Source organism: Pantoea sp. GW821-FHT03E06 (assembly GCF_059420725.1).
On the sequence record NZ_JBWKUG010000001.1, the window covers coordinates 3,726,907 to 3,745,788 of the forward strand.

Sequence of the window (18,882 nt, forward strand, 5' to 3'; positions counted from 1 at the left end):
ATATTCGCGTAAAACCATAATATTTCGGCCTGCAACGATAATTACTACAACCTGAAATCTTTTTTGGGTAAGTGCGATTGGGCAATTTCAAACAATATAACTGGCTAGCGACGGCTCTTGCTTACACAGACGGCGCCAGTCAACGATTGGCATACGCACATGTAAATTCACACAGCCATCCTCTTCATTCCATTCTTTTTCTATAGCATGTAGCTGATAGAAACGGCTGCGTAAACGGCCCGCTTCCGGCGGCAGACGTAAATCGTACTGCGCGATCTCTCCGGCTAAACGCTCTGAAAGCGCCTGCCACAGCAGCGGTAAACCTATGCCGCTCTGTGCAGATAACCACACGCGAATCGGTTGGTTCTCTTCATTGCGATCGATACGCGGCACAAAACCATCCAGCATATCGATTTTATTCATGACCAGCAGAGTCGGAATTTCATCGGCTTCGATTTCTGCCAATACTTCATTTACGGCATCGATGTTGTCATTCACGCGCAAATCAGCAGCATCAATTACATGTAACAACAGCGTTGCCTGGCGGGTTTCCTGCAGCGTGGCTTTAAAGGCCGCCACCAGGTCATGCGGTAAATGGCGAATAAAACCTACCGTGTCCGCTAAAACCACTTCACCGACATCGGCGACATTCAGCCGGCGCAAGGTAGGGTCAAGCGTTGCGAAAAGTTGGTCCGCCACGTAAACATCCGCAGAGGTAATCGCGTTGAATAGTGTGGATTTTCCGGCGTTGGTGTAACCCACCAGCGAGACCGTTGGCACGTCAGCTTTGGCGCGTGCCTGCCTGCCCTGATCGCGCTGCTTTTCAACGCGTTCAAGACGAGAAAGAATCTGACTGATGCGACCACGCAACAAGCGACGGTCCGTTTCCAGCTGAGTTTCACCTGGACCACGTAAACCGATACCGCCTTTTTGGCGCTCAAGGTGTGTCCATCCGCGAACCAAACGGGTTGCTAAATGGCGTAGTTGTGCCAGCTCGACCTGCAATTTACCCTCATGGGTGCGGGCGCGCTGGGCGAAAATATCGAGAATTAAGCCGGTGCGATCGATTACGCGACATTCGCACAGCCGCTCAAGATTACGTTCCTGAGCAGGAGTTAAGGCATGATCGAATAAAACGACCGATGCTCCACTCGCTTTCACCGCATCGGCAATTTCAACTGCCTTTCCTTCACCGACAAAATATTTGGGATGTGGCGCTTTACGGCTGCCCGTAATAACTTGCAGCGCTTCAACGCCCGCAGAAGAGACAAGAGTTTCGAACTCCTGCAAATCTTCCAGCTCTTTGTCTTGGGAGAACCAGATGTGTACCAGTACGGCCTGCTCACCGGCATCATAACGGTCAAACAAGCTATAACCTCGCTTAAATAAAATAACCAGGACAGGAAAACGTTATCGCTCTCCAGCCCTGGCTTTACGGCAGCGCAAAATTATTCTGCGTTATCGCCGTCTTGTTGTGGCTGCGACTGAGCGCCTTGGTTGCTTCCGCTGTGATGATAGTTGCTGCTACCACCGCTGCCGCCCGCGTTATTGCTATGGTGCGACACTGGACGAGAAGGAACCACTGTAGAGATGGCGTGCTTGTACACCATCTGGCTAACCGTGTTTTTTAACAGAATGACGAACTGATCAAAGGATTCAATTTGCCCTTGCAGCTTAATACCATTCACCAAATAGATCGAAACCGGTACACGTTCACGACGCAATGCGTTCAAAAACGGGTCTTGTAAAGATTGCCCCTTAGCCATTCTATCTTTTCCTTATATGCTTGTTGTTTGTTGCTTTAAGAACCGTGGTTCAGAAAAACTGCGTAAAAATTTGCGCACGATAACGAACCAATTGTACACAATCATCCCTGCTACGCACTAACTACCTTGAGCACCGCATTACGCGCTAATTCTGGCTCATCACTGTTTAACCAGTGTACTTCAGGCCAGCCACGTAACCAGGTCATCTGGCGTTTAGCGAGCTGCCGAGTGGCGCAAATTCCCCGATAAACCATTTCGTCATAATCGATTTCGCCTGAAAGATAAGACCACATCTGGCGATAACCGACACAACGAATGGAAGGCATATCCGTATGCAAATCACCTCGTGCAAACAGTGCACGAGCCTCCGCTTCAAATCCTGACGCTAGCATCTGGTCGTAACGCAACGCAATGCGTTGATGTATCAGTTCGCGATTCACAGGTGCAATCGCAAATTGGTACACGTCGTAGGGTAACGCTTCGCCGGAGGTTTTTGTCAGTTCCGTTAAAGTTTTACCCGAAATAAAAAAAACTTCCAGTGCTCGCGAAAGTCTCTGCGGATCATTCGGATGAATACGACTACCGGCGACCGGATCGATTTCACACAGCTGGCGGTGCAGGGCTTCCCACCCTTTCTCCGCCGCCATTTGCTCTATCCGCTGACGCACCTCGGGATCGGCCGAGGGCAACGGTGACAATCCTTCAAGTAACGCCTTGAAATAGAGCATGGTTCCACCAACAAGCAGCGGAATCTTCCCCTTCTGGGTGATTTCCGCCATTTCTGCCAGCGCATCGCGACGAAACTCTGCGGCGGAATACGCTTCCGCCGGATCGCGAATGTCCAGCAAACGATGGGGCGCCAGTGCTAACTCTTCTGCCGACGGTTTCGCCGTGCCAATATCCATCCCGCGATAGATTAAGGCAGAGTCAACGCTAATAAGTTCCACCGGAAGTTGCTGACGCAGCGAAATCGCTAATGCCGTCTTACCGGAGGCGGTAGGCCCCATCAAAAATATTGCCTTTGGCCGGCTAGCCTGGTTTAGTTCACTCATGCTTCAACGCGTTAATCGCGCTCTCAATCTCAATAGTCTGTAATAGACCTGAAGGCGGCGACTTCAGCAGTTGCGGACAAAGCCTTTCCAGCTCTGCCAGCAGCGTAATCGCCTGCGAGTGATTCCAGTGAGCGTCTTCTGCATCATCGCGCCGCGCCAACCATTGGGCTAACGTGGATGCAGAAACCTCTTGCTGCCGGGCCAAGTAGCCTAACAGTTCTGGAATCAAGATTTGTAAATTTTGTGTTCGTAACGGTAAAGGAACGGCACGCAGCGTCACATGCTGTCCTTCTCGTTGTAAATCAATGCCCATTACGCTCAGCAGCATTGAATGGGAATCGATAACGGCGAGCTCTTGCCCGGCAATTTTCAGGCGAACCGGGATCAGCAACGGCTGCGGTTTTAATCCCTCATCCCCTGGCTGCAGCTGGGCCTGTTTTAGCCAGCGAGCCGCAACCGCCAGGGATAATAATTGCAGTTGGTTACCCCGTTCCAACAGCGCGTAGCGATCCTGCAACACGCTTAACACGCGACCAAAACTTTGTGCATGAGCACTTAACGGTGCTTCACGTGGCTCGGGCTGACGAACGGGTGCAGGCGCGGCGCGCGGCGCTTCGGCCGCTGGTGTTTTAATCAGCTGCTTATAGGCAGCGCCTTCGCGCGCACTGTAACTGGGTTCTTTATTCTGCCAATTGGCACTCGCGCCGGCAGCAGATCCGTTGCGCGGCGTGTTGCTCGGCTGGGCAAAGTGATTAGCACCCGCCGCCTGGCGGTTTTCTGGCTGCCATTTGGGTGCGGGCTCTTCAGCGTGTGCAATCGGCAGTTCCGGCGCGCGGCTGGCTTGCAGCGCACTCATCACGCCCTGCCAGATAAAATCATGAACCAGACGCGACTGATGGAAACGCACCTCATGCTTAGCCGGATGGACGTTGACATCCACCTGATGCGGATCGATCTCAAGATACAGCACGTAAGCCGGCTGCTGATCGTCGCCAAGCTGCGTTTGATACGCCTGGCGAATGGCGTGATTGATCAGCTTATCGCGCATCATACGCCCGTTGACGTAACAATATTGCAGATCGGTAACCTGTCGCGAACCGTTTGGATCGGCCACCCAACCACGCAGTGCTAAATCGTCATGCTGCCAATCAATACGTAACGCATGCTGCATAAACGTGGTGCCACAAATCGCGCCTAAACGCCGCTCGCGCTGCGTCTCCTCGCTGACCGCGCGATACTGACGCATCAACTTGCCGTTATGGCTGAGTGAAATGGCAACATCAAAGCGTGCCAGCGCAATACGACGAATCACCTCATCAATATGAGTAAATTCGGTTTTTTCGGTACGCATAAATTTGCGACGTGCGGGCGTGTTGTAGAACAGATCGAGCACTTCTAGCGAGGTTCCCACGGGATGCGCCGCGGGTTTCACCGTCACCTCCATATCGCGCCCTTCGGCATAGGCTTGCCACGCTTCAGTTTGATCGGCGGTGCGTGACGTGAGGGTTAAACGAGAAACCGAGCTGATACTGGCGAGCGCTTCGCCACGGAAACCGAGGCTGACGATCGCTTCAAGATCATCGAGCGAGGCTATCTTACTGGTGGCATGCCGTGCCAGCGCCATGGCCAGCTCGGCTTTCGCGATGCCGCAGCCGTTGTCACGAATGCGGATAAGTTTGGCGCCACCTTTCTCAATATCAACATCAATACGCGTTGCGCCGGCATCGAGGCTGTTTTCCACCAGCTCTTTTACGACCGATGCCGGACGCTCAACCACTTCGCCTGCGGCAATCTGGTTCGCCAGCTGCGGCGGTAAAATCTGTATTGGCATGGTGGTGATCCTTCTGGCTGGTTGGCTCACGCGGAGCCAACAATCAGGATTGCGGAATTTTTAGGTTTTGCCCCAGCATCACATTGCTCGACTTCATATTATTCGCCTGCATGATCGCTTTTGAGCTCACGCCATAGCGCGCGGCAATCGCCGTTAGCGAATCGCCGCGCACCACTTTGTGCCGCGTAGGACGACTTGCCGCCGCAACGCTGACGCTGGATTTCGCCGGCACTTTCAGGCGCTGTCCCACCCAAACGACATCGCGCTTCAGGCTGTTCAGCTCACGTAACGTTGCCATGCTGACGCCATATTTCGCGGCGATACCTGATAACGTTTCGCCACGCGCAACGGTATGACGCTGCGTCGCGCCGGTGTATTGCACCGTGCCGCTCGCCGGATTGCTGGCGACGCTAACCGCTGGTGCGCTGTCCAGCGGCCGGTTTTCCTCCTTTGGGATCGATTGCAGCGGATGCGTAAGGAAATAATTGCGTAGCCCTTTATAAATCGACTGAGCAATCTTCTCCTGATACGCGCTGCTACCAAGCAGCCGCTCCTCCGCGGCATTACTAATAAAGCCGGTTTCGACCAGTAAAGAAGGGATATCCGGGGAACGTAAGACGCCAAGGCTGGCATGTTCCGGCAGACGTTTATGCAGCGGCGTAATACCGCGCAGCTGCTGCAGGACTTTAACCGCGACGTCATAGCCTACGCGCTGTGAATGACCAAACTGCAGATCCAGCACCGCCTGGCTGAGATAGGGATCGGCCTGGCTGTTTGCCAGCAAATCGCCCGCGCCGCCCAGCAGTTCAGACTGTTTCTCTTTCTGTTCAAGCCAGTTGGCCATTTCGTTGTTGGCACGACGATTAGACAGCACCCAAACCGATGCGCCGGTAGCGGAATGGTTGGGCGCGGCGTCGGCGTGGATCGACACTAACAGGTTAGCGTTCTCTTTACGCGCCACTTCGGAGCGGCCCATAACCGAGATGAAATAGTCGCCGCTGCGCGTCAGTACCGGTTTGAACATCGGATCTCTGTCCATTAGCGCCTTCAGCTTACGCGCAATGGAAATGGTGACATTTTTCTCATGCAAACCGTTTTGTCCGGATGCACCTGGATCCTGCCCACCGTGTCCAGCATCAATCGCCACAATCACCACATCATTGCGGCTCAACGATGTGGCTGGACGCACGGTCGTATCGCTGCTGGTAACGGCAGTGACCGGATTGGCGTTGAATGGGTTGCTCGGGCTACTGCTTTGATTCTGACTTTCACGCGCGGTAGTGACTGGCGCAGCGGCAGCGCGTTTTACTGGCTGCGTGCCGCGAATAGTGAACACCACGCGATAATTATTGCCTTCGCGCTGCGTGCTGGCGCGCGTTTGCGCCGGCTGCGTCAACTCAAATACTAAACGCAGGCTTTGCTTATCTTTGGGCTGGCTGTTGCGAATGCGCTGCACAATATTTTCGCCGCTGAAATTCAGCGGCAAGCCTTTAATCGCGCCGCTCTGGCGAATATCCAGCACCACGCGATTGGGATTATGCAGCGGGAAAAAGCCGTAAACCGGCTGACCGTTGAAACTCAAGGTCACTGTGGCCTGGCTGTCGCCGTTTTCAACTTTAATATCGGATAACGTGGCGGCGAGCGCTGAAGCAGAAAACAGACACAGCAATGCCACTATCATGATCTTCATCCGTGACATCATGCCGGATTCCTGCCTTGCTGGAATTGGAGTAACAGCGCTTCGCCAGTGGCGGACACCGCGCTGATTTCGGCTTCACGTGCTGCATCGACATAGCGCAACGTCAACGCTAAATCGGGCTCAGGCAGCACGCCGGTGCCCTGCTGCGGCCACTCCACCAGACATAGCGCATCACCGCTGAAATAGTCGCGGATGCCCATAAACTCCAGTTCTTCCGGATCGGCAAGACGATAAAGATCAAAATGATACAACGTACGCGACCCCAGTTCGTAGGGCTCAACCAAGGTATACGTTGGGCTTTTTACATTGCCTTGATGGCCGAGCGCCTGCAGAAAACCACGGCTGAAGGTGGTTTTACCGGCACCCAAATCGCCATAAAGATAGATCACCAGCGCGCTATTGCAGACGCGCGCCAATTGCGCACCCAGATTCAGGGTTGCCGCCTCATCGGGCAAAGGGATAACACAGCTCTTCATGCTTTATTGTTGGATCATCTCTGGATTAACAAACTGCCACAGCAGCTCGAACAAATCAGTGGCTAACATACCGCGTGTACCGCGCTGATGCGCAACGGCATCGGCTGTTGCCCCATGCGCGACGCAGCCTGCGCAGGCTGCCTCAAGTAATGTCAATTTCTGGCCGATCAGCGCGGCAATAATGCCGCTTAACACATCGCCCATGCCGCCAGATGCCATGCCGGCGTTGCCGACATCTGCAATGGCTAACTCTCCCGCCGCGCTGGCAATCACCGTGCCTGCACCTTTCAGTACCACCACACCGCCGTAGCGTTTCGCCAGGGCGCGTGCTGCATGTAAGCGGTCACTCTCAATCTCACTGGTTTTTACACCCAGCAAGCGCGCCGCTTCGCCGGGATGCGGCGTAATGATGCGATTCTGACGGTTATCCTGCTTGATTGCCAGCAGGTTAAGCGCATCCGCATCCCAAAGCATCGGCTTTTCACTGGCCGCAATCTTTTTCAGTGCCTTCTGAGCCCAGTCCCGCTGGCCAAGCCCCGGTCCAACTGCGATGACATCCGCCCATTCCAGCGCCTGATCGAGGCGTTCGTCACTCAGTGCGTCAACCATCAACTCCGGACGCGCGGTGAGAATCGGGCCAATATTATCTTCATGCGTGAGCACGCGCACAAGTCCGGCACCACTGCGCAATGCTGCTTCTCCCGTCATACGAATGGCTCCCGCCGTGCCGCTATCACCACCGACCACCAGCAGACGCCCCTGATCGCCTTTATGCGATGTGGCACGGCGCGGTTGCAGCCAGCGCGTTAAGTCCGCGGCATCGTAACGTGAAATAGGTGCCTGCTCAGCGGCAAGGTACGGCGACAAGCCCAGCTCATGGTTATGTAAAATACCTACGTAATCACGTGCTTTACCGGTTAATTGCCCGGGTTTAAGTGCAATCATGCTGAGTGTGTGATCGGCAATCACCGTTTTGCCCGGCGCCGTGCCATTAGCCGCGACTAAACCCGAGGGAATATCAATCGCCAGCACCGGCGCGGCATGCATATTGGTCAGCTCAATTAAGCGATCGTAAGGTGACGCCGGTGCTCGGTTGAGCCCGGTGCCAAGCAGCGCATCGATAATCACATCAATCTGTTCCGGCCAGACCGCATCCGCGGCATGGATCACGCCTCCCGCCGCCAGCCATGCATCGCGCGCTTGCTGCGCTTCTTCCGGCAAGGCTTTGCTGCCTTCGCAGGCCAGCAGCGTCACGCTCAACCCAGCCGCCTGCGCCAATCGCGCCACCACATAACCATCGCCGCCGTTGTTACCATGCCCGCACAGCACCAACCAGTGTTTCGCCTGCGGCCACAGCTGGCGGGCAAGTTCATAGCTGGCCTGTCCGGCGCGCTGCATCAGCTCATACAGCGTTAAGCCCAGGCTATCAGCAGCATCACGTTCCAGTTGCGCCATCGCCTGCGCAGGCCACACAGAGTGTGTTAAACTGCGTGCGTTTGCTTCAATTGCCTGGTTTCTCATGTCATACCCTCTCGATCTTCATCAGCTCGCTCAACAAATTAAACAGTGGGGACGCGAACTCGGCTTCCAACAGGTGGGTATTTGCGATACCGATCTGAGCGCCGAAGAGCCCAGGCTGCAGGAGTGGCTGGATAAGCAGTACCACGGCGAGATGGATTGGATGGCGCGCCACGGCATGATGCGTGCTCGTCCACATGAACTGCTGCCCGGTACGCTGCGCGTGATCAGCGTGCGCATGAACTATCTTCCCGCCAAAGCCGCCTTTGCCAGCACGCTAAAAAACCCCCAGCTGGGTTATGTTAGTCGCTATGCGCTGGGTCGCGACTATCACAAAGTATTGCGCAATCGACTGAAAAAGCTCGGAGAAATGATTCAGGCGCACTGTGGCGAACTCAATTTCCGTCCCTTCGTCGACTCCGCACCCATTCTCGAGCGCCCGATTGCCGTTAAAGCCGGATTGGGCTGGACCGGCAAACACTCGCTCGTCCTGAACCGTGAAGCAGGTTCCTGGTTCTTTCTCGGCGAGCTGCTGATCGATCTGCCGCTGCCGGTCGATCAGCCACAGGAAGAACAGTGCGGGCGCTGCGTGGCCTGCATTACTATCTGCCCCACTGCCGCCATCGTCGAGCCTTACGTGGTCGATGCGCGTCGCTGCATCTCTTATCTCACCATCGAATTGGAAGGCGCTATTCCCGAAGAGTTCCGCCCGCTGATTGGTAATCGGATTTATGGTTGCGATGATTGCCAACTGATTTGCCCGTGGAACCGCTATGGCCAGTTAACCGATGAAGATGACTTTTCACCGCGCGCCGTATTACACGCGCCGCCGCTTACTGAATTATTCAAATGGGATGAGGCAAAATTCCTGCGTATTACGGAAGGTTCAGCGATTCGTCGTATTGGGCACCTGCGTTGGTTACGCAACATTGCCGTGGCTTTAGGCAACGCGCCGTGGGCAGAAGAAAATATGGCGGTATTAGCACTGCGCAGCGGCGAACATCCGATGCTGGATGAGCATATTGCGTGGGCAATGGCTCAGCAGCTAGAAAAACGTGCAGCGCAAGCGGTTGAGGTGCAGCCAGCGAAGAAACAGCGGCTGGTGCGGGCAGTCGAGAAAGGTCTGCCACGTGATGCGTGAATGAGCAGTGGCACAGGATAAAACTCTTTTCCACACGCTGTGAATAAAATTATCCAACTGAATAGTGACAGAGATCGTAATTTTGCCTAAAGGGTAAGATTACAGTCTGAAATAGGTTTAACCACTTATAAATCAAACAATTAAGCGATTATTGTAAATATTTGCGTCGCGTTTAGCAGGCAGGGGTTTGTCCAGAGCCTGTGGATAACTCTGTTCAAAACAGTTTTACAGATGAGGGCAAACGCCGTCAGCAGCATGCGGGCACATTGTGGATAACCTGTAAGATAGCTGCAGCAGACAACCAGCATTATCGGTGCGAACAAGGCGTGCAAAATTGCCAGAAAAAAACGGTGTCACATGCGATCAAAAAAGATCTGCAGCAGTTTTAATTCTGATTGCGCCTGAGGGCAAATAACATTAGTGAATATAAAAATCTGGAGCGGGAAACGAGACTCGAACTCGCGACCCCGACCTTGGCAAGGTCGTGCTCTACCAACTGAGCTATTCCCGCATAATCTTCGTATTTTAGTCTGCTACTTCGTTGGCTGCCTTGTCACAAACTCAAATACTCGATTCTGCATCTTTGTATTTTTGTCACAACAACCACATTAACGACTAAATCCGTGATTTGGATGGTTTACTACAAACTCTGGAGCGGGAAACGAGACTCGAACTCGCGACCCCGACCTTGGCAAGGTCGTGCTCTACCAACTGAGCTATTCCCGCATTAGAGGTTTACTGCTTAGCGAAATTTGGAGCGGGAAACGAGACTCGAACTCGCGACCCCGACCTTGGCAAGGTCGTGCTCTACCAACTGAGCTATTCCCGCATAATCTTCGCCTGTTTATTTGCTGCTGCGTTAGCTGCCTTCACTCGCACAGGTCACTTACTGAAGTAAGCTCGCTGTGACTCGTTCAGTTGCCGCCTTGCATCAAATGAACATGCTCGATTCTGTATTTCGCTGTACTGCTCCGTGCCGCATGAAATTCTTCACCGGTACGGGGTGCGCATTATACGAGAAATCCTTTCAGTCGCAAGAGTCTAAAAGCAAAATTTTGCGCTTTCCGCGCGATCGCTGCTTTAATCGACAACCTGATGATTTCCTGCGCACCCACAGTCGATTAAAGCTGCAGGAAGTGTTCGCGGTAGTACGCCAGCTCTGCGACAGATTCACGAATATCATCCAGCGCCTGATGGCTGCCAGACTTTTTAAAGCCTGGGAGAATGTCTGGCTTCCAGCGGCGCGCCAGCTCTTTCAATGTGCTGACGTCGAGATAGCGATAGTGGAAATAGGCTTCGAGTTCAGGCATGTACTTAAACAGGAAGCGACGATCCTGACCGATGCTGTTGCCACAAATCGGTGAGGTATTCGCCGGCACCCACTGTTTCAGAAATTCAATGGTGGCCAACTCCGCCGCGCGGTCGTCGTGCTGGCTGGCCTTCACCCGCGCCACCAAACCACTGTTGGTATGGGTACGCACGTTCCAGTCATCCATCAGCGCGAGCTGCTCGTCAGATTGATGCACGGCGAACACCGGCCCTTCCGCCAGAATATTCAGGTTAGCATCGGTGACGATAGTAGCGATCTCAATAATGCGATCGCGTTCCGGATCCAATCCGGTCATTTCGAGGTCGATCCAAATCAGATTGTTTTCATTGCCAGCTGTCATGCGTTTCCCGCCTGTTGCCAAAGTCGTCATTAAACTCATTTCAGGTGTATCATAGACGTTTTGCCCAACAGGGCGAAGCCTGGCGAAAGCCGTGAGAGGATGCGTGAGTAAAAACAAACTGTCGAAAGGTCAACAACGTCGCGTAAGCGCCAACCATCAGCGTCGTCTGCAGCAACGGAGTGAAAAGCCGGAGCCGGATGATAGCCTGTTTGGAGAAGCGGCTGATGGCGTGGTGATCAGCCGTTTCGGCATGCACGCAGACGTGGAAGATAGCGCGGGCGTTGTCCATCGCTGTAATATCCGCCGCACCATTCGATCGCTGGTCACCGGCGATCGCGTATTGTGGCGCGTGGCGATTGGCGGCGGCAAAGGGATCGTCGAAGCGGTACACGATCGTAAAACGGTACTAACGCGCCCCGACTTCTATGACGGCGTGAAACCGATCGCCGCTAACATCGATCAGATCATCATTGTTTCGGCGATCCTGCCGGAACTGTCGCTCAACATCATCGATCGTTACTTGGTTGCCAGTGAAACCCTCGACGTTGAGCCGCTGCTGGTGCTCAACAAAATCGATTTGCTCGATGCTGAAGGCCGCGCGTTTGTCGACGAACAGATGGAGATCTATCGCAATATTGGTTATCGCGTATTAATGGTTTCCAGCCATGCCAAAGATGGTTTGGTTGAACTGGAAAGCGCCTTAACCGGTCGCGTGAGTATCTTTGCTGGTCAATCCGGCGTCGGCAAATCGAGCCTGTTGAACAATTTGCTTGGCCTGGAGTTAGCGGGCGATGAGATTCTGACCAACGATGTCTCAAACGTTTCTGGTTTGGGTCAGCACACCACCACCGCTTCCCGTCTCTATCACTTCCCGGCAGGCGGCGATGTGATCGATTCACCGGGCGTGCGTGAGTTCGGCTTGTGGCATCTTGAGCCGGAGCAGGTGACGCGCGGATTTGTCGAATTCCGCGAATACCTCGGCAGCTGCCGCTTCCGCGACTGTAAGCATGATACCGATCCTGGCTGCGCCATTCGCGAAGCGGTAGAAGAAGGTAAGATCGATATCTCCCGCTTCGATAACTACCATCGAATTCTGGAGAGCATGGCACAGGTAAAAACGCGTAAAAACTTTTCCTCAGACCAGGATTAACGCGTACAACGGCACATTCGCCAACGAGCTGGGGCGCTGCTACAATCCGCCCCCTTTTTGTTAACGACACGTAATTAAGCCAGGAGGCAACGGTGTTTGATCGTTTTAAACTCGGCCTGAATCATATTTTGCCTAAAAAAGGGCTCACCGAACTCGCCGGTTGGGGCGCTAGCCGTCGGGGTGGCTGGCTCACTAAAGCGGTCATCGATATCTTTGTCTGGTACTACAAAGTGGATATGGCGGAAGCCAGCAAGCCTCATACCAGCAGCTACCGCACCTTTAATGACTTCTTCGTGCGTCCGTTAAAAGAGGGTGCACGTCCCATCGATCCTGATGCCTCCTTGCTGGCGCTGCCAGCCGATGGCGCAATCAGCCAGCTTGGCCGCATTGCTGGCGATCAGATCTTCCAGGCCAAAGGCCACACTTACAGCCTGCAGGCGCTGCTGGCGGGTAATGACGATCTGGCGGATCAATTCATCGACGGCGAGTTTGTTACTACTTACCTTGCTCCGCGCGATTATCATCGCGTCCACATGCCATGTAACGGCATCCTGCGCGAAATGATCTATGTGCCAGGCGATCTTTATTCGGTCAATCCGCTGACCGCACGCAATATCCCCAATCTGTTTGCGCGTAACGAGCGCGTGATCTGTGTATTCGATACCGATCACGGCCCAATGGTGCAGATCCTGGTCGGTGCCACCATCGTTGGCAGCATCGAAACCGTGTGGGCAGGTACCATAACGCCGCCGCGCGAGGGTGTGATCAAACGCTGGCGTTATCCTTCTGCCGATCACGACGGTGCGGTGGTGCTGCTAAAAGGCCAGGAAATGGGACGTTTCAAGTTGGGTTCAACGGTCATCAACCTGTTCGCGCCTAACCGCGTGAAGCTGGCGGAAAGCCTCGAAGCCGAAAGCAAAACTCGCCTCGGTCAGCCGCTGGCCATCGCCCTGCCTCAACCGGGCAACAGCGTCCCTCTTAGCGAATAACCCGGAATCTCTCCCGTGCGCGTTTTTCTCCTTCTGCTGCTGAGCCTGGTGCTCAGCAGTTCTGTATTGGCAGCGACCATTCCGCAATCCAGTCAGCTTCAGCAGGAACTGGATGCGGCTAAATCCGCCAAAAACTCACCTGCGCAAACCGAACAGGTGCAGGCGCTGGAAGCGGCAATCAATTTCCTCAATGAGCGCAATGAGTCTCTGGAGCGCGCAAAGCAATATCAGCAGGTGATTGATGATTTTCCACGCATGGCGCGGGAACTCCGTCAGCAGATCGCCACGCTCACCGACAGCAGCAAGTCGGTGCGTAGCAATATGAGCAGCGCCGAGCTGGATCAGGAGTTACTGCAGGTTAGCAGCCAACTGCTGGAGGAAGGCCGTCAGGCGCAGCAGGAGCAAGACCGCGCGCGCGAAATCAGCGATTCACTTTCGCAGCTGCCGCAGCAGCAAACGGACGCACGCCGCGCAATGACGGAAAGCGATCGTCGGGCGCAGAACACCTCAGCGGCTACCACGCCGCTGGCGCAGGCGCAGATATACGTGCGTCAGGCAGAAAATGCCGCGAACAAGGCGCGCGTTGATGAATTGGAACTGGCTCAGCTCTCCGCCAATAATCGCCAGGAGCTGGCGCGCATGCGTGCCGAAGTACATCAGCGCAAAGCCACCCAGCTGGATAACTATTTGCAGGCGCTGCGTAATCAGCTAAATAACCAGCGCCAGCGCGAAGCCGAACTGGCGCTGGAGCGCACCGAGCAACTGGCTGAAAACAGCGGCGATATGCCGAGTTCAATCAGCGATCAGTTCCGCGTTAACCGCGAGTTGTCCGCAGACCTCAATCAGCAAGCGCAGCGCATGGATCTGGTCGCTTCGCAGCAGCGGCTTGCCACCAATCAGACCTTGCAGGTACGTCAGGCGCTCAGCACGCTCCGCGAGCAGTCGCAGTGGCTGGGAGCATCAAACCTGTTAGGCGAGGCGCTGCGTGCGCAGGTGGCGCGTCTGCCAGAGATGCCAAAATCCCAGCAGATCGATAGCGAGATGGGCCAGCTGCGCGTGCAGCGGCTGCATTACGAGGATCTGCTTGAGCGCCAGCAGGAACTGCGTAAAGCAAAGCAGGATGATGGCTCCCCGTTCAGCAGTGAACAAACCCGCATTCTTGAAGCCCAGCTAAAAACCCAGCGCGAGCTACTGAATTCACTGATTTCTGGCTGCGATACGCTGATTCTGGAAATCACCAAGCTCAAAGTTTCCAATACGCAGCTGCAGGATGCCTTAGCCGAAGTTAAAGATGCGACGCATCGCTATCTATTCTGGACCGCTGACGTTAACACCATCGGCCTGAATTTCCCGGTAGAGATGGCGCAGGATCTTAAGCGTTTGCTGTCGCTGGACACCGCTGGCCAGCTCGGCAAAGCGCTGGCGATGATGTTCACCAACCGCGAAACCGTGTTGCCGATTATTGGTGCGGTGCTACTGGTTGGCTTCAGCATCAGCTCACGCCGTCACTACAACGCCTTTATGCAGCGCTCCGCCAGCCGCGTCGGTAAAGTCACGCAAGACCGCTTCAGCCTGACGCTACGTACCGTATTTTGGTCGATTTTGGTGGCGGTGCCGCTGCCGGTGCTATGGGCGGCACTCGGTTATGGTTTACAGCATGCCTGGCCCTATCCGTTCGCCGTGGCGATTGGCGATGGCATTACCGCCACGCTGCCGTTGCTGTGGGCCTTTATGATCAGCGCCGCCTTTGCCCGTCCGGATGGTTTATTCGTGGTCCATTTCCGCTGGCCACAGGCGCGCGTAGCGCGGGCAATGCGCTATTACTCGCTGTCGGTTGGCTTGATTGTGCCGCTCATCATGCTGCTGATCGCCTTCGCCAATCTCGACGATCCGCAATTCTCAGGCACGCTGGGACGCATCTGTTTCATCCTGATTTGTGGCGCGCTGAGTATTGTTACCGTCAGCCTGAAACGTGCCGGCATTCCGCTTTATCTGGATAAAGAGGGCAACGGCGACAATTTTGTTAACCGCATTCTGTGGAACCTGATGATTGCCTTGCCGCTGGTTGCCGCTTTCGCCTCCTGCATCGGTTATCTCGCCACGGCGCAGGCGCTGCTGGCACGTCTGGAAACGTCGGTGGGCATCTGGTTCTTCCTGCTAGTGATTTATCACATCATCCGCCGCTGGATGCTGATTCAGCGCCGTCGCATCGCCTTTGACCGCGCGCGACAGCGTCGCGCCGATATGCTGGCCAACCGTGCACGCAGTGAAGAAGAGAAAGAGCAGTCAACGCCCGCGAATGCCGACACCATCGAGATTGATGAGCCGAGTATTGACCTGGATGAGATCAGCGCGCAGTCGCTGCGCCTGGTGCGTTCCATTCTCACGCTAATTGCCTTGGTTTCGGTGATTGTGCTGTGGTCTGAAATTCACTCGGCGTTTAGCTTCCTTGATAACATTCCGCTGTGGAACGCCAGCACCACGATTCAAGGTGTTGATAGCGTGCAGGCGATTACGCTGGGCGCGGTGCTGATTGCCATTCTGGTACTGATCATCACCACCCAGCTGGTGCGTAATATGCCTGCTTTGCTCGAGCTGGCGCTGTTACAGCATCTTAGCCTGGCGCCAGGCACCGGCTACGCGATTACCACCCTGACCAAATATGCGCTAATGCTGATTGGTGGCCTGATTGGCTTCTCGATGATGGGGATTGAGTGGTCGAAGCTGCAGTGGCTGGTTGCCGCGTTAGGTCTGGGGTTAGGCTTCGGGATGCAGGAGATATTCGCCAACTTTATCTCCGGCTTGATTATCCTGTTTGAGAAACCGATTCGTATCGGCGATACCGTGACTATTCGCGATCTGACCGGCAGTATTACCCGCATCAACACCCGCGCCACCACCATTACCGACTGGGACCGCAAAGAGATCATTGTGCCGAATAAGGCGTTCATTACTGAGCAATTTGTTAACTGGTCGCTGTCGGATTCGGTTACCCGTGTGGTGCTGACGATTCCGGCTCCTGCCCGCGTAAACAGTGATGAAGTCACCAACATCCTTAAACAGGCAGCCGATCGCTGTACCTATGTGCTTGATATGCCGGCACCGGATGTGTTCCTGGTCGATTTGCAGCAAGGTATCCAGCTGTTTGAACTGCGCGTGCATGCTGCGGAGATGGGACATCGCATGCCGCTGCGCCATGAACTGCATCAGCTGATTCTGCGCGGCTTTGAAGAGCACGGCATTGAGATGCCATTCCCACCGTTCCAGGTGCGTATGGAGACGCTGGGAAAGCAAAACCCCGCCAGCAACGGTGCGCCCGCCAATAAGACCTTCAAATCTGGCGGATTATAAAAACCAAACGCCCGGCTAAAACCGGGCGTTTTTTATTGCCGCTCAGCGTGCATCACTTCACAAACTCTTCGCCCTGCGCGATATCTTTCTTCAGCGTTTCCAGCATGCCGTTCAGCGCTTGCTGTTCGAAAGCACTCAGCGTGCCAAGCGGACGACGCTCAACAATGCCGTTTTTACCCAGCAGCAGCGGCTGTGAGAAGAAACGGGCGTATTCGCCATCGCCTTCTACATAGGCGCACTCCACGACATTGGCTTCGCCTTGCAGCGCGCGAATCAGCGACAGACCGAAACGTGCCGCCGCTTGCCCCATCGACAGCGTCGCCGATCCGCCACCGGCTTTGGCTTCCACCACTTCGGTGCCCGCATTCTGAATACGTTTGGTGAGATCCGCGACTTCCTGCTCGCTGAAGCTTACGCCTTTCACCTGTGACAGCAGCGGCAAAATGGTCACGCCCGAGTGCCCGCCCACCACTGGCACTTCAATCTCGTTAGGTTGCTTGCCTTTCAGCGCCGCCACAAAGGTATTGGCGCGGATAATATCAAGGGTCGAAACGCCAAACAGGCGGTTCTTGTCATATACGCCCGCTTTCTTCAGCACTTCGGCCGCAATTGCCACCGTGGTGTTGACTGGATTGGTGATGACGCCAATCAGCGCTTTAGGCGCGGTGCTGGCAACCTGTTCAATCAGGTTACGTACGATACCGGCGTTAACGTTAAACAGGTCGGCGCGATCCATGCCCGGTTTACGTGCCACACCGGCTGAGATCAGTACTACGTCAGCGCCGTGCAGCGCTGGCGTCGCATCTTCACCGCTGAACCCTTCAACGGTTACGGCAGTAGGAATATGGCTGAGATCCACCGCGACACCCGGGGTTACCGGAGCGATATCATAAAGTGAGAGTGCTGAGCCTGCGGGTAATTGCGTTTTAAGCAGTAGTGCGAGTGCCTGGCCAATACCACCAGCGGCACCGAGAACGGCAACTTTCATCCTGAACTCCTTATTAAGGTGGGGCAGAGATATGCCGAAAATCCATCAGGTTACGAGTTTAATCAACTTCTCAGGCGATAGCGACTAAACCTGTCGCGCACTTAACATCACGCCGCAATCGGCTCCCGAGACATCTCTACTTCAGAAGTCGCCTGAATGATACATTCGCAGCCAGAAGACAATGGACGGCAATGATCATCAATATTTTTGTTACCACCTCAATAATATAACAACATTGCAACCTTCGCTTTGCGCGCCAACCCGCGATTTTGGCGTGCCGAAAAACTCTGGTATGATCTCGCCCCCGCAGGTCATTACCGCGATTCTCTCATCAGATTCATTGCATAAAAATTCATCTAAATGCATAATAATTTATCTGCTGCGGGCCTGTTGCCTGCTGCAACCCTCTTTTTATTGGTAGCTTATGCGAAACCCATCAAAACAAGACGACCTGATTAAGGCGTTCAAAGCCTTATTGAAGGAAGAGAAATTCAGCTCTCAGGGCGAAATCGTGCAGGCGCTGCAGGAAGACGGCTTCGAGAACATCAACCAGTCGAAAGTTTCTCGTATGCTCACCAAGTTCGGTGCAGTGCGTACTCGTAACGCCAAGATGGAAATGGTTTACTGTTTGCCCGCTGAGCTTGGTGTTCCTACTACCACCAGCCCGCTGAAAAATCTGGTGCTTGATATCGACTACAACGATGCGTTGGTGGTCATTCATACCAGCCCGGGCGCTGCGCAGCTGATTGCACGCCTGCTGGATTCGCTCGGCAAAGCCGAAGGCATCCTCGGTACCATCGCCGGTGATGACACCATCTTTATTACGCCCGCACGCACCTTCTCGGTAAAACAGTTGTACGACGCGATTCTGGTTTTATTCGAACAAGAGCTATAAAACCCTGCAGATTACCGGCAGTTCGACTGCCGGTATTATTCCCCTTCTCGCCCCTTATTTAACCAATCTGTCACAAATCCCTTTGTAAATAATAAGTTATCCATATACCCAGCGGTTATCTGCATCTTCCAAAATTGGTACGACCTTTGCTCCTGCTTAACCTAATGCGCTATTTTACACTGCTTTACATTACGTGCTCAGTGTCATTCCCTTCTCATTGCGTATCAGCCAGCGAGATCAACCACGATCTTTCGCACTAAAAGATAATTTGATGTAGATCATTGTTTTTACTTTGAAATAACCGCCTCTGGTTAAGATCCAGGCGTTTTTTATAACTTCAGGTTCTAAAAAAGTGC

The 18,882-nt window shown here is 54.2% G+C and carries 14 protein-coding genes and 3 tRNA genes; 5 read left to right on the forward strand and 12 right to left on the reverse strand.

Annotated features, from left to right (window positions below; all coding sequences use genetic code 11):
* Positions 1-87: 87 nt before the first annotated feature.
* The 7 genes from hflX to nnr form a co-directional block, all read right to left on the reverse strand.
* Positions 88-1,368, reverse strand: a complete 1,281-nt coding sequence (gene hflX, locus AC07WB_RS17320) for a ribosome rescue GTPase HflX (RefSeq protein ID WP_345828146.1) — start codon at positions 1,366-1,368, stop codon at positions 88-90.
* A gap of 80 nt (positions 1,369-1,448) precedes the next feature.
* Entirely contained in the window at positions 1,449-1,766 is a 318-nt protein-coding gene (gene hfq, locus AC07WB_RS17325) for an RNA chaperone Hfq (RefSeq protein WP_008103618.1), read from the reverse strand.
* A gap of 110 nt (positions 1,767-1,876) precedes the next feature.
* Positions 1,877-2,818 carry a tRNA (adenosine(37)-N6)-dimethylallyltransferase MiaA gene (gene miaA / locus AC07WB_RS17330; RefSeq protein WP_345828143.1) on the reverse strand — a complete coding sequence of 314 codons (942 nt, stop codon included), beginning with the start codon at positions 2,816-2,818 and terminating at the stop codon, positions 1,877-1,879.
* Positions 2,811-4,649, reverse strand: a complete 1,839-nt coding sequence (gene mutL, locus AC07WB_RS17335) for a DNA mismatch repair endonuclease MutL (protein ID WP_494940927.1) — start codon at positions 4,647-4,649, stop codon at positions 2,811-2,813. Before mutL ends, miaA begins: the two co-directional genes overlap by 8 nt.
* Positions 4,650-4,692: 43 nt before the next feature.
* Positions 4,693-6,351, reverse strand: coding sequence for an N-acetylmuramoyl-L-alanine amidase AmiB (amiB, locus tag AC07WB_RS17340; protein WP_345828139.1), 1,659 nt, complete (start codon positions 6,349-6,351; stop codon positions 4,693-4,695).
* Positions 6,348-6,824 carry a tRNA (adenosine(37)-N6)-threonylcarbamoyltransferase complex ATPase subunit type 1 TsaE gene (gene tsaE, locus AC07WB_RS17345; RefSeq protein ID WP_097095881.1) on the reverse strand — a complete coding sequence of 159 codons (477 nt, stop codon included), beginning with the start codon at positions 6,822-6,824 and terminating at the stop codon, positions 6,348-6,350. Before tsaE ends, amiB begins: the two co-directional genes overlap by 4 nt.
* Positions 6,825-6,827: 3 nt before the next feature.
* Positions 6,828-8,345, reverse strand: coding sequence for a bifunctional ADP-dependent NAD(P)H-hydrate dehydratase/NAD(P)H-hydrate epimerase (gene nnr / locus AC07WB_RS17350; protein WP_494940928.1), 1,518 nt, complete (start codon positions 8,343-8,345; stop codon positions 6,828-6,830).
* On the opposite strand from nnr, the gene queG reads away from it, so the two are divergent.
* Positions 8,344-9,483, forward strand: coding sequence for a tRNA epoxyqueuosine(34) reductase QueG (gene queG / locus AC07WB_RS17355; protein ID WP_400458218.1), 1,140 nt, complete (start codon positions 8,344-8,346; stop codon positions 9,481-9,483). The genes nnr and queG overlap by 2 nt on opposite strands.
* A gap of 435 nt (positions 9,484-9,918) precedes the next feature.
* Here the strand turns inward: queG and AC07WB_RS17360 are convergent.
* The 4 genes from AC07WB_RS17360 to orn all read right to left on the reverse strand — a co-directional run bounded on the left by AC07WB_RS17360 (position 9,919) and on the right by orn (position 11,153).
* A tRNA-Gly gene (locus tag AC07WB_RS17360) sits at positions 9,919-9,994 on the reverse strand.
* A 139-nt stretch (positions 9,995-10,133) separates the two neighbouring features.
* Positions 10,134-10,209: transfer RNA gene (locus AC07WB_RS17365), tRNA-Gly, on the reverse strand.
* A gap of 27 nt (positions 10,210-10,236) precedes the next feature.
* Positions 10,237-10,312: transfer RNA gene (locus AC07WB_RS17370), tRNA-Gly, on the reverse strand.
* A gap of 292 nt (positions 10,313-10,604) precedes the next feature.
* Positions 10,605-11,153, reverse strand: coding sequence for an oligoribonuclease (orn, locus tag AC07WB_RS17375; RefSeq protein ID WP_097095877.1), 549 nt, complete (start codon positions 11,151-11,153; stop codon positions 10,605-10,607).
* Positions 11,154-11,256: 103 nt separating this feature from the next.
* On the opposite strand from orn, the gene rsgA reads away from it, so the two are divergent.
* The 3 genes from rsgA (at position 11,257) to mscM (ending at position 16,643) form a co-directional block, all read left to right on the forward strand.
* Positions 11,257-12,303 carry a small ribosomal subunit biogenesis GTPase RsgA gene (gene rsgA / locus AC07WB_RS17380; protein ID WP_494940929.1) on the forward strand — a complete coding sequence of 349 codons (1,047 nt, stop codon included), beginning with the start codon at positions 11,257-11,259 and terminating at the stop codon, positions 12,301-12,303.
* A 92-nt stretch (positions 12,304-12,395) separates the two neighbouring features.
* Positions 12,396-13,292, forward strand: a complete 897-nt coding sequence (gene asd / locus AC07WB_RS17385) for an archaetidylserine decarboxylase (RefSeq protein WP_345828131.1) — start codon at positions 12,396-12,398, stop codon at positions 13,290-13,292.
* Between the two features lie 15 nt (positions 13,293-13,307).
* Complete coding sequence (mscM, locus tag AC07WB_RS17390) at positions 13,308-16,643, forward strand: miniconductance mechanosensitive channel MscM (protein WP_345828129.1); 3,336 nt, start codon at positions 13,308-13,310, stop codon at positions 16,641-16,643.
* 52 nt (positions 16,644-16,695) lie between these two features.
* On the opposite strand, the gene mdh is transcribed toward mscM, so the two are convergent.
* Positions 16,696-17,631, reverse strand: coding sequence for a malate dehydrogenase (gene mdh / locus AC07WB_RS17395; RefSeq protein ID WP_097095873.1), 936 nt, complete (start codon positions 17,629-17,631; stop codon positions 16,696-16,698).
* 424 nt (positions 17,632-18,055) lie between these two features.
* Between mdh and argR the strand changes: the two genes are divergently transcribed.
* Positions 18,056-18,526: a transcriptional regulator ArgR gene (gene argR / locus AC07WB_RS17400; protein ID WP_008101964.1), complete on the forward strand. Its 471-nt coding sequence runs from the start codon at positions 18,056-18,058 to the stop codon at positions 18,524-18,526.
* Positions 18,527-18,882 lie beyond the last annotated feature (356 nt).